This is a genomic window from Myroides sp. ZB35, assembly GCF_001865835.1.
Classification (GTDB): domain Bacteria; phylum Bacteroidota; class Bacteroidia; order Flavobacteriales; family Flavobacteriaceae; genus Flavobacterium; species Flavobacterium odoratimimum.
Genome location: NZ_CP017769.1, coordinates 497,536 through 510,000, shown reverse-complemented (window position 1 = coordinate 510,000; position 12,465 = coordinate 497,536). Strand labels below are relative to the sequence as shown.

At 35.8% G+C, this 12,465-nt stretch carries 6 protein-coding genes and 2 rRNA genes (1 of these 8 only partly in view); 6 read left to right on the top strand and 2 right to left on the bottom strand.

The features are described 5' to 3' along the window. The 5 genes from BK054_RS02295 to BK054_RS02275 all read left to right on the top strand — a co-directional run. A 23S ribosomal RNA gene (locus tag BK054_RS02295) occupies positions 1-2,786 on the top strand (it extends 97 nt beyond the left edge of the window). Between the two features lie 108 nt (positions 2,787-2,894). After that, positions 2,895-3,004: ribosomal RNA gene (rrf, locus tag BK054_RS02290) — 5S ribosomal RNA — on the top strand. Positions 3,005-3,169: 165 nt separating this feature from the next. Beyond that, positions 3,170-6,406 carry an AsmA-like C-terminal region-containing protein gene (locus tag BK054_RS02285; protein ID WP_006266964.1) on the top strand — a complete coding sequence of 1,079 codons (3,237 nt, stop codon included), beginning with the start codon at positions 3,170-3,172 and terminating at the stop codon, positions 6,404-6,406. 81 nt (positions 6,407-6,487) lie between these two features. Then, positions 6,488-7,078 carry a peptide deformylase gene (gene def / locus BK054_RS02280; protein WP_006260363.1) on the top strand — a complete coding sequence of 197 codons (591 nt, stop codon included), beginning with the start codon at positions 6,488-6,490 and terminating at the stop codon, positions 7,076-7,078. Next, positions 7,029-7,904 (top strand): tetratricopeptide repeat protein, encoded by an 876-nt coding sequence (locus BK054_RS02275; RefSeq protein WP_232234332.1) that lies wholly within the window; start codon positions 7,029-7,031, stop codon positions 7,902-7,904. Before def ends, BK054_RS02275 begins: the two co-directional genes overlap by 50 nt. Positions 7,905-7,973: 69 nt before the next feature. On the opposite strand, the gene BK054_RS02270 is transcribed toward BK054_RS02275, so the two are convergent. Then, entirely contained in the window at positions 7,974-8,651 is a 678-nt protein-coding gene (locus BK054_RS02270; protein WP_006266966.1) for a response regulator transcription factor, read from the bottom strand. After that, positions 8,644-9,972: a sensor histidine kinase gene (locus tag BK054_RS02265; protein ID WP_006266967.1), complete on the bottom strand. Its 1,329-nt coding sequence runs from the start codon at positions 9,970-9,972 to the stop codon at positions 8,644-8,646. The genes BK054_RS02270 and BK054_RS02265 overlap by 8 nt, the downstream gene beginning before the upstream one ends. 126 nt (positions 9,973-10,098) lie before the next feature. Between BK054_RS02265 and BK054_RS02260 the strand changes: the two genes are divergently transcribed. Beyond that, positions 10,099-12,459, top strand: a complete 2,361-nt coding sequence (locus BK054_RS02260) for an outer membrane beta-barrel family protein (RefSeq protein WP_006266968.1) — start codon at positions 10,099-10,101, stop codon at positions 12,457-12,459. Positions 12,460-12,465 lie beyond the last annotated feature (6 nt).

Below are 12,465 nucleotides of genomic sequence, written 5' to 3'. Positions count from 1 at the left end.
AATTGATCCGTAGATATCCGAATGGGGCAACCCAGTATGTTGAAGACATACTATCCAATATGGAGGCGAACCCGCTGAACTGAAACATCTAAGTAGGCGGAGGAGAAGAAAACAAAAGTGATTCCGTAAGTAGTGGCGAGCGAACGCGGAATAGCCCAAACCAAAGTTGTTACGGCAATTTTGGGGTTGTAGGACCACGAGATTTCTTGCGGATTTAATTAGAATTACCTGGAAAGGTAAACCGAAGAGGGTGATAGTCCCGTATAAGTAAGAGAAGATAAGAATAGTGGTATCCTGAGTAGGTCGGGGCACGTGAAACCTTGATTGAAACTGGCGGGACCATCCGCTAAGGCTAAATACTCCTGAGAGACCGATAGTGAACCAGTACCGTGAGGGAAAGGTGAAAAGAACCGTGAATAACGGAGTGAAACAGATCCTGAAACCATACGCCTACAAGCGGTCGGAGCCCCTTTGTGGGGTGACGGCGTGCCTTTTGCATAATGAGCCTACGAGTTACCGTTGCTGGCAAGGATAAGTGATTAAGTCATGGATCCGTAGCGAAAGCGAGTCTTAATAGGGCGCTTAAGTCAGTAGTGGTAGACGCGAAACCGTGTGATCTACCCATGGGCAGGTTGAAGTTTAGGTAACACTAAATGGAGGACCGAACCGTTTAACGCTGAAAAGTTTTCGGATGACCTGTGGGTAGGGGTGAAAGGCCAATCAAACTCGGAAATAGCTCGTACTCCCCGAAATGCATTTAGGTGCAGCGATGATCGATAGTTACTTAGAGGTAGAGCTACTGATTGGATGCGGGGGCTTCACCGCCTACCAATTCCTGACAAACTCCGAATGCTAAGTAATGATACTCATCAGTGAGGGCATGGGTGCTAAGGTCCATGTCCGAGAGGGAAAGAACCCAGACCATCAGCTAAGGTCCCCAAATGTATGCTAAGTTGAAAAAACGCGGTTTGATTGCCCAGACAGCTAGGATGTTGGCTTGGAAGCAGCCATTCATTTAAAGAGTGCGTAACAGCTCACTAGTCGAGCGATCGAGCATGGATAATAATCGGGCATAAGTATACTACCGAAGCTATGGATTTGCGCATTTAGTTGCGTGAGTGGTAGGGGAGCATTCTAACGGCGCAGAAGGTGATTTGTGAGAATTGCTGGAGCTTTTAGAAAAGAAAATGTAGGCATAAGTAACGATAAGGGGTGCGAGAAACACCCCCGCCGTAAGACTAAGGTTTCCTCAGCTATGCTAATCAGCTGAGGGTTAGTCGGGACCTAAGGCACACCCGAAGGGGGACGTCGATGGCCAACGGGTTAATATTCCCGTACTACTGATAATTGTGATGGAGTGACACAGTGATGAAAGCACCGCGAACTGACGGAATAGTTCGTTGAAGCACGTACCTATAGGTTTGATAGTAAAATGCGTCAGACTTGGAGAAATGCGATAGTACTTTGAGTCTTCGGACAACGAGATAGTGTGCCTAAGGGCTGTCAAGAAAAGCTTCTAAACTTAGATTATTAGTACCCGTACCGTAAACCGACACAGGTAGTCGAGGAGAGTATCCTAAGGCGCTCGAGAGATTCATGGCTAAGGAACTAGGCAAAATAGACCTGTAACTTCGGGAGAAAGGTCGCCAGCGCAAGCTGGCCGCAGTGAAAAGGTCCAGGCGACTGTTTATCAAAAACACAGGGCTCTGCAAAATCGTAAGATGACGTATAGGGCCTGACACCTGCCCGGTGCTGGAAGGTTAAGAGGAGATGTTATCTTCGGAGAAGCATTGAATTGAAGCCCCAGTAAACGGCGGCCGTAACTATAACGGTCCTAAGGTAGCGAAATTCCTTGTCGGGTAAGTTCCGACCTGCACGAATGGTGTAACGATCTGGACACTGTCTCAGCCATGAGCTCGGTGAAATTGTAGTATCGGTGAAGATGCCGATTACCCGCAGTGGGACGAAAAGACCCTGTGCACCTTTACTATAGCTTAGTATTGTTCTTGGATAAGTGATGTGTAGGATAGGTGGGAGACTGTGAAATGGCGTCGCTAGGCGTTGTGGAGTCATTGTTGAAATACCACCCTTTGCTTATTTGAGATCTAACTCCGCGATGCGGAGGACATTGCTTGGTGGGTAGTTTGACTGGGGTGGTCGCCTCCAAAAGAGTAACGGAGGCTTCTAAAGGTTCCCTCAGCACGCTTGGTAACCGTGCGTAGAGTGCAATGGTATAAGGGAGCTTGACTGAAAGACTAACAAGTCGAACAGGTACGAAAGTAGAGCATAGTGATCCGGTGGTTCCGCATGGAAGGGCCATCGCTCAAAGGATAAAAGGTACGCCGGGGATAACAGGCTGATCTCCCCCAAGAGCTCATATCGACGGGGGGGTTTGGCACCTCGATGTCGGCTCGTCACATCCTGGGGCTGGAGAAGGTCCCAAGGGTTGGGCTGTTCGCCCATTAAAGTGGCACGCGAGCTGGGTTCAGAACGTCGTGAGACAGTTCGGTCTCTATCTACTGTGGGCGTTAGAAATTTGAGTGGATCTGATTCTAGTACGAGAGGACCGAATTGGACCAACCTCTAGTGCATCTGTTGTCTCGCCAGGGGCATCGCAGAGTAGCTACGTTGGGAAGGGATAAGCGCTGAAAGCATATAAGTGCGAAACCCACCACAAGATGAGATTTCTTTAAAGGGTCGTTGGAGATTACAACGTTGATAGGCTATAGATGTAAAGACAGTAATGTCAAAGTCGAGTAGTACTAATAACCCGTAAGCTTATGTGAATCTCCCCTTGTTAATTCAAGGGGAGGGCAACTTTCTAAAGTATAGTTAAGTTAAAAATATCAATATAGTTAAAAATATTAGTTACGCTAATTGTGTAACAACCGATTTAAGGTGGTTATTGCAGCGGGGCTCACCTCTTCCCATTTCGAACAGAGAAGTTAAGCCCGCTAGCGCAGATGGTACTGCTAACCAGTGGGAGAGTATGTCGCCGCCTTTCTTTATAGAATCCCCAATCTCGTATGAGGTTGGGGATTTTTTGTTTATATGGATTAGTCATATTTTGTTTCTGCAGACAAGATGTTGTACTATATTTCTGTTTAAGTTTGTTAAAGTTGCGAAAAAAAGATGTTACTTTGTACGCATATTGAAGATTAAGTAAGCTATGTTGAAAACTGTAAAAAAAATTCTTATTAGATTAGGAATAGGCATTGGAGTATTATGTGTATTAGTATTAGCACTAATGTATATTGTACCAGTATTTTATGCAGATCAGATAAATGTTAAGGTAAAGGAATTAATGAAAGAATCCATCAAGGGAGAAGTAGACTTTGAGAAAATTGATCTATCATTTTATAATAGATTTCCTTTATTAACAGCTACAGTAGTTAATCCTAGTATAGCTGGTGTACAATTAGATTCATTGTATTCTGATCATTTATTTGAAGCTAAATCTGTTAGTTTAGGTGTCGATATCTTTAGTATAGTAGGTGGTAAATTAGCTTTTAATAGAATATACGTAGATAGTCCTATTGTTCACATTAATGTTACAGAAAAAGGAGAAGCAAATTATGATGTTTTTGTACCATCAGATGAAAAAGAAGAAAGCGATGAGAGTCTTGAATTAAAGATTGACGAACTTCATATTGATAATGCAGAAATAATCTATAATGATTTAGCTAGTAAGTTGAGTTTCATAGCTTCTGATTTTGATTATGTTGGTCAAGGAAATATGAGCGATGATGTATTTGATTTGTTGAGTAAAGCAAGTATACATTCTTTTGATTTGAATTTTGATGGAGTTCACTATGTGAAAGAAAAACCTATTTTAGCTAAGCTTCAAACTAAAGTAGATACAAAGTCTTTAACATTTGTCTTTGAAAAGAACGACTTACGTATTAAAGGTTTACCTGTTGATTTTAAAGGACATTTTGGTTTTATTGAGAATGGCTATGATATGCTTTTTGATATTAAAACAGAGAATGCTACTCTAGAACAACTGTTATCAGTAATACCACCAGAGTATCAATATTGGTTGGATGATACTAAATTTGCTGGAGATGTTAATGGTAAGTTTTTATTAAAAGGTAAATATGTTATTGTTGATACTTTAAGTCCTAATGTAGATTTATCATTGAAGTTAAAGAATGGATTTATACAAAATAAACAAGTTAGTAAGCCTTTAGAAAATGTAGAACTTGACTTTGCTTATTCAATGCCAAAGTTAGATATAGAAAAAGGAAAAGTGTCTATTAATAAGTTGGCTTTTGATTTAGATAATAAACATACTGATATCAATGCAGAAGTTGAGGGCTTGACCGTTATCAATGCAAAAGGAAAGATAAATTCAATAGTTAATCTTGATTTATTTCAAAAAGCAATAGGTATTGAAGGATTTGCTATGCGTGGTGAATTAGCTTTGGATGGAGCTTTTGATGGAACTTACTCTAAAGGTATTATTGAAAGAAGAACCTTACGTAAGGTATATAGAGACAGTACTATCACTAGTATTCCTCAATTCGATTTAAAAGGATCTATAAAAGATGGATATTTTAAGTTAGAACAATTACCAGAAGCATTAGAAGCTATTAACTTTAACTTTGATATAGCAGCTAAGGATTCTAATTATAAAAATACTTCTGTTAGAATTGCTGATATTTCGTTATCTGCTATGAGTAATTTTATAAAAGGTAATATATATCTAAAGAATCTACGTGATTACAATATTGAGGCGGATGTAGATGCTAAAGTGGACTTAGAGAATATAAAGGAATTCATACCTATAGAAGATATTGTGCTTAGAGGAGTGATTGATGCAAAGGGTAGTATAAAGGGAACATACGAGCCAAAGCGTAAACTATTCCCTGTAATTGATTCTGAAATTAAGTTTGTAAATGGATATGTTCAGTTTAAACGTATACCTGACTTACCAATAGAGAATATTCAGATTCATACGATCATTAAGAGTAAGCGTGGATCTCTAAATGACTTAACAATTAAAGTCTTACCAATTGACTTTAAAATAGCAGGAGAACCTTTCCAATTAGCTGCTAGCTTGTATAATTTAAATAACTTAAATTATAATGTGAAGTCAAAAGGAACATTGAATATAGGTAACCTATATAAGTTGTTTAAGATTGATGGAATAGATGTACGCGGTAGATTATTAACGAGTCTTTTCTTAAGTGGATTACAAAGTGATGCTGTAAAAGGAGATTTTGATAAATTAAAGAATGGAGGAAAGTTTGAAGTAGACAATATAACGGTGACTTCTGAGATGTTCCCAAAACCATTACATATTAAAAAAGGAGTATTCAAGTTCTATAAAGAAAAGATGAAGTTTGAGAAATTTGAAGCTACTTATGGTAGTTCTAAATTTTCTATGAATGGATACTTGACTAATGTGATTGGTTATATGCTGAAAGGAGATACTTTAAAAGGGAACTTTGATTTACAAACTCCTTATATGAATGTTGATGAATTTATGATGTTTGCAAATAATAAAACTAGTAATGTCACAATAGCAAATACATCTAACGCAGGTGTTATTCAGGTTCCTAAAGACATTAATATTGCCTTTAATGCTGTAGCTGATAAGATTAAATACACAGAATACAATATTGAAAACTTTACAGGTAATCTAGTTGTTTCTAAAGGAGGTATAGATTTGAAAGATACTAAGTTTAATTTGATAGGAACAAATGTTGCTATGAATGGAACTTATGAACCAACAGGTTATAGAAGTGCATTGTTTAGTTATCATTTAAAAGCTTCTGAATTTGATATTCAAAGAGCATATAAAGAAATTACTTTGTTTAGAGAAATGGTGACAATGGCGAAGGATGCTTACGGAACAGTTTCTTTAGATTATAGTTTGAAAGGGAAATTAAACAGTAGTATGTTCCCTGTAATGAAGAGCATTGAAGGTCAAGGTACATTATCATTAGCCAATATTAGTTTTAAAGGATTTAAACTTTTAGGAGCTATTGCAGATAAGACGGATGCTAAATCGTTAGAAAAAGGAACATTATCTGACGTTAATATTAAATCATCTATTAAAGATAATGTAATGACTATTGAACGAACTAAAATGAAGATGGCTGGTTTTAGGCCACGTTTTGAGGGACAAGTAAGTTTAGATGGAGATTTAAATATTGGATTTAGATTGGGATTGCCTCCATTAGGTATTATAGGAATACCAATGAGAATAACAGGTAATGCAGAAGATTTTAAAATTAAGTTAGGTAGATATAAAGCAAGTGAAGTATTGGGACAAGGAGCAAAGGATGATGACGAAGATGAGGATGAAGGTACAGATGTAAAATCAGTGAATGATTCTATCCCTGCTCTACCAGAGGTACTGCCAGTACAAGCCCCTGATAGTCTTCCTAAGTCGGCATAAGTAAAAAGCTCAGAGATTCTCTGGGCTTTTTTTATTTATATGTGATTTAAGTTATATTTTTGACTTGTAAAACAAAATAAAATGAATACTTACACCAAGTTAAACGATATAGAAAATCTTCTTATACAACAAAGTACTGTAGAAGAACCAATGCATGTCTATCAGGTAGATAGCCCTGTGGAAGAACAAGTGCTTAGAATGAGATGTGAAGAAGTATTACCGACAGATGAGAACTTAAAATATCTGATTGCGAGAATGTATAAAACTGTTCGCAATGAAGAGAAACCTGGAGTAGGGATAGCAGCACCTCAGGTAGGTATCAATAGAAGAGTTTTTCTAGTGCAACGTATGGATAAAAAAGGAGAACCATTTGAGTTCTTTATTAATCCAGAGATTGTGTGGTATTCTAAAATATTGAGAAGAGGAGAAGAAGGGTGTTTATCTATTGCTAATGAATATGGAGAAGTATATAGAAGCTTAGCTATTCAGATTACTTACTATGATTTAAGTGGAGAGCATTTCCAAGAAGTGATAGAAGGTTTTACAGCTGTCATTATACAACATGAATTTGATCACCTGAATGGAGTGTTGTTTACTGATCGTATTAAAGAACAAGAAAATAATGAATATTATAATGCATCTCCTACCAGCGAGATTGTTTACCAGAGATAAATTACAGATTGTAGTATTTCTACTTTTTACTACTTGGTGTCTTACGTATAACTTTACTTATGCTCAGACTGTTGATTATAAGTATTCTTATGATGATTTAGAGCTTAGTTGTCCATCTGATGATGCGGAAGTAGAACGATTATATAAAGTAGGCTTAGAAGCTCTTAATTCACCTAAGTATTATAATATCGCAGGTAAAGTGTTTTTTAGTTTAATAGAAAGAGATAAAACACTTTGTGATGCATATTTCTTCACTGGAGTGGCTTTAACTAAACAAAATAAACACGAAGCCGCAGTAACGTATTATTACTATGCTGATAGTTTAGCTAGTAAGAGTAATTCAGTGTTTAAAGAGGAATTAGCAGAAGCAGCTTTAAGAGTTGGAAATATTGGTTTAGCGAGAAAGAAATACGAAGAATTGATCAAGGACTTTCCCAATGACCCTGATGGATATTATGGAATAGGACTTACTGCTACTTCTTTAGGAGACATTGCTAATGGACTACAAAAATTAAGTATTGCAGAAGAGTTGTATATAACAGAGAATACCTGGACGGAGCAACGACAGCAAGAAGTATATTTAATGAAGGGAATACTCTTTATAGCGGATACTCAGTATGAGGCAGGTTTAGAATATTTAGATAAGTGCCAAACTACTTTTAATACGCTAGATGACTTTAATGCTAATTATGCACTTGCTTCAGACGAATTATTTAAAGAGACTAAGGATGAAAGTTATAAAACGAAAGCCTTAGAAGCTTTAAGCAGAATCAAAGATAAAGGAAAACTGAACGAGACTTTTCTCAAACGTTTTCAAGATAAATAGAATAAGTAAAGGGATTGTGATCTTACTCGCAGTCCCTTTTTATATTGCTACTACGGAGTAGTACCAAGCTTATTTAAGGGATAAGTTCACCTCAAAACCAACCCCTCTTAAACTCAGGATACTTATTGATTCATCGTGTTGAAAGTATTTTCTCAAGCGAGTGACGAATACATCTAAGCTACGTCCATTAAAGTAGTCTGCAGATGGCCAAAGCTTCTGTAAGATCTCTTCACGAGAGATAATATCACCATTATGACTGATTAATAGAAGTAATAAATCTCTTTCTCGTTCTGTCAGACGTATCGTTTCAGTGGGATGACTCAGCTTTAGCTGTATAGGATTAAAAGTATAACTGCCTAATAAGTATTGTTCTGTCTTTGGTACAGCAGTTCGCTTTAGGATATTCTCTATTCTAAGTTTTAGTTCTTCAGGATCACATGTTTTAGATATATAATCATCAGCACCTAACTTTAACCCCATTAAGCGGTCAATATTTTGGTTCTTTGCTGTTAAGAATAAGAAAGGCAAGTTAGGTAATACCGTATTAATCTCTTTCGATAAGGTAAAACCATCTTTCTGAGGGAGCATAATATCTAATATCGCTAAGTCAAAATGTTCTTGTTTTACAGTATCTATAACTTCTTCTGGAGTAGTGAACCATTTTACCTCAAAACCACAAATACCTAAATACTGTTGAATAACAGTACCATAATCAATATCATCCTCTACTAATAACAATTTATACATAAGGTATCGTGATTTTAAAAGTAGTCCCTACTTGTAGTTTACTATTTATATTAATACTTCCGTGAAGTGATTTTACTATTTGTTGTACTTGGTATAATCCGATACCTAGCCCCTGGGTGTTATGGATATTGCCTTCTCGTATTCTATAGAATTTCTTGAAGACATCACTCTGTTTATCCTTAGCGATTCCCATTCCGTTATCTATAATTGTGATAGTATACTGATTAGCTTCTGATGAGATAATACATTTAATCTCTGTTCCACTATATTTAATACTGTTTTCTAATAGATTAAGAAGTACAGTTTCTATTTTAGTTTTAGATAGATTGAGTTCGTCTTTAGCATTCCACTCTATTGATAATAATACTTCAGGATACAGGTTTTGGAGATCCTCTATCAGTACTAAAGAATCTTCTTTTTTATAGCCTTCTTCTTCATCTGATAGGATAGGATTAAGGCTATTCTGTAATCGATCTAATCGGTCTACTTGACGGAGTAGAAGGTTGATAGTAGGAGACTCGTATTCTTTGGACAGATTCTTACAACCGTATTTTAAGGTAGCGATAGGTAGTTTAAACTCATGAGAGACATTATCTACCATATTGTAGAGATTAGTTATTTCTCTTTCCTTTCTTTTGATAGCTTTATAAGTAGTATAATATAATATGAGAATAAAAACACAGATTAGAATAGAACCACTTAAAAGGGGAAATAACTGCCTTAGTGTTATGCTTAAATAATTAGTTACCTCTATAAATCTTTCTTGGTAAATAGTGATATGTAGTTTATAACTATCAGGACATTCTGTGCATGTATCACCTTCATCCTTTATACTAGTCTCATTAATTTCCCATTCAGAAGTATTTATTCTTTGGGGAGCGTTCAGTTTTCGCTTTGTTTCTAAAAGGACAAAAGGTTTATCTAATAACTCCTCTTTGCTATCATGTATGACTACTTGTTTGATAACTATTTTCGCAGCCACTTCATATCCTAAGGTAGAGAACGTACTGTCTATCTTTTTTGTAAACAATTCATTATTCTTGTCTAGGACAGAAGTAAAGTCTGTTTTGATATTTTCTAAGGTTGTTTTTTGCTGCAGTAGGTCTAAAAAAGAAGTATACAGTAAATTTTCTTTTGTTAAGCTAATTTCTTTGTAGAAATGCTCCTCTAGTAAATCATCCATTTTTTGATGAGAGATACTACTTATTTCTTTTTGTTTTAGTTTAACTGCTTGCATGAAATAAAAAATCATTACCCCTATCAGCAGTAAATAGAAAACACAAAAGATGATTAAGTAATATTTAGAATTTAGCTTTTTCATATACACAAATATACTTTAAAAAGAGAGTAATACATCAAGAGGCTTTTGCTGTTAACCGTTCATTAACCGTTCATTAACCGCCTTCTTTTTCTGAATACAGCACCTTTGTTTAAAATTAATGAAATTATGGTACGCATACTTATTTTATGGAGCATATTATTGTTAAGTGTATTAGTAAATGCACAAACAACAAACTCTCAGATCAAAGGAAAAGTAACAGACAATAAAAAGGAACTATTGGCTTTTGTTACTGTTGTAGCTAAAGATGCAGATGGCAAGATAGTACAGTCTGTTTATACGGATGAACAAGGTGTTTATGATTTAGACGCTAATACATTGATTACTCAATTAGAATTTAGCTATGTAGGATTTAAATCTCAGACAATAGCTTTAAGTACGGCTCCAGCTGTAGTAGAGTTAGCAGAAGATAACGCTATTTTAGAAGAAGTAATGATTACCGCTAAGCGTCCTACTATAAAAAGAGAGATAGACAGATTAGTGTTTAATGTACAAGATACACCATTAGCGACTACGAATGCGTGGGATATTCTGAAACAAACACCTGGGGTCAATGCGATAGGAGATAACCTGAGTATCCGTGGGAGCTCTAGTATATTAGTGACGATTAACGATAGAAAAGTGATGCTGACAGGAGAGCAGTTAAAAGAGATGCTTGAATCTACAGATGGTACACAAGTAGAGGCTGTAGAAGTTATTACTAACCCTCCTGCTAAGTATGATGCTCAAGGTGGAGCAGTATTGAACATTAAATTAAAAAAGAACATAAACTTAGGATATAAAGGAAGTGTAACAGATCGTTTTAAACAATCTACTTATGCTTATAATACTTTAGGTACACAACATTTTTATTCTGGTGATAAAGTAAATTTATCTGGAAACTATACTTATGGAAAAGGAGAAACTGTAAGGTATAATGAAGACAACGTTATCTATGAGAACGGAGAGCGCTGGAGTACAGATTTGACACGTAAGAATAAGATGAGAGGAAGACATAGTTTTAATGCGGAGATGGATGTAAAGGTAGATACTACACTGACATTGACAGTAGGAGGAAGTGGTTATATTAATGAACAAACCAAAGGTGATTTTGTCATTCCTACATTGATCTATAATAAAGAAGGGGTTGTAGAGTCTAACTATACTACTTTTAATAAGAAGCGTGCCAATATGGATACGTACACAGGATATTTTATGTTAGACAAGAAGTTTAGTCAAGAGAAGAAATTATTGTGGTCTTCTTATTTTACGTATGAAAATCAAAAAGATAATCAAGATGTGTTAACTGAACTAAACTTTAAAGATCAGTTACCATCAGAGCGTTTTTTTGCAACTAAGGATAATCAACGCACTCGATTAGGGGTGACAGGTATAGATTATTCAGTGGATAAAGAAACGACAAAGTGGGAAGTAGGAGGAAAGTATAGTATCGTAAAAGCCTTATATTCATTAGACTTTTTTGATACTAAAACTAGTAATCCTAATATAGATAAGAGTAATTTATTTGATTATCAAGAAATCAATTGGGCTGGATATACCTCATTTACTAAAAAATGGGATAAATGGCAGGTTAAAACAGGATTGAGAGGAGAGTACACAGGCATTCAGACGAAGAGTACGGGAGTAGGAAGTAATACACAGTCTTACTTTAAGTTATTCCCTACAGCTTATGTGAAGTACGATCTAACAGAACAAGAACAATTGAGTTTTTCGTATGGAAAGCGTATTGACAGACCTTCGTATTCATGGATGAATCCAGCGAAGAGTTACTATAATCTGTTTTCATATTTCCAAGGAGACCCTGATTTAAAACCAACGATCAGTCATAATTTTAGTTTAAGTTATAATTGGAATCAGTTAAATATTGAACTGTTCTATAATCGTGAGAGCAATCCATCTATGGAAATCTCTTATCAAGAACCTGAAAATAATATGTTAATCTATCATTATACGAATATAGATAAACGACAACTAGCGGGTATGATTGTAAACTATTCTCACCAGATTTTACCTATTTGGTCAGTGAGTCCTTTTCTTTACTTGCAACAGCAGGAAGATTATTTTTATGGTGTAGATAAGAAATTGTATAAGAATGATGCTTTAATATTTGGAGGGCGATTAAGTACTTCAGTTGATATTGAAAAGAAAAGTAACTGGAAAGCGATGTTGACCTATAACTTTTATACTCCTACTGTACAAGGGACTTTTAGAATAAGTGGTTATCAGCGTACAGACTTTATCATGAGTAGAGAGTTCTTGAAGAATAAGTTATCTGCTAATTTGTATGTGTATAATATTTTTGGTAGTGACAGACAGATCATTAGTACTAACTATGCGAATCAAAATAACTACTTTAAAGACTATAGCGATACACAAGGTTTTGCTGTTTCTTTAAAGTATAATTTAGGAAACCAAAAGGTAAAATACAGTTCTAAAGAAATAGAGATGACAGAAAAAGACAGACTTTAGTATAAG

Excerpts from the sequence above, each read along its gene's own strand:
- BK054_RS02285 (WP_006266964.1), top strand. The coding sequence starts at position 3,170 with ATGTTGAAAACTGTAAAAAAAATTCTTATTAGATTAGGAATAGGCATT.
- def (WP_006260363.1), top strand. The coding sequence starts at position 6,488 with ATGAATACTTACACCAAGTTAAACGATATAGAAAATCTTCTTATACAA.
- BK054_RS02275 (WP_232234332.1), top strand. The coding sequence starts at position 7,029 with ATGAATATTATAATGCATCTCCTACCAGCGAGATTGTTTACCAGAGAT.
- BK054_RS02270 (WP_006266966.1), bottom strand. The coding sequence starts at position 8,651 with ATGTATAAATTGTTATTAGTAGAGGATGATATTGATTATGGTACTGTT.
- BK054_RS02265 (WP_006266967.1), bottom strand. The coding sequence starts at position 9,972 with ATGAAAAAGCTAAATTCTAAATATTACTTAATCATCTTTTGTGTTTTC.
- BK054_RS02260 (WP_006266968.1), top strand. The coding sequence starts at position 10,099 with ATGGTACGCATACTTATTTTATGGAGCATATTATTGTTAAGTGTATTA.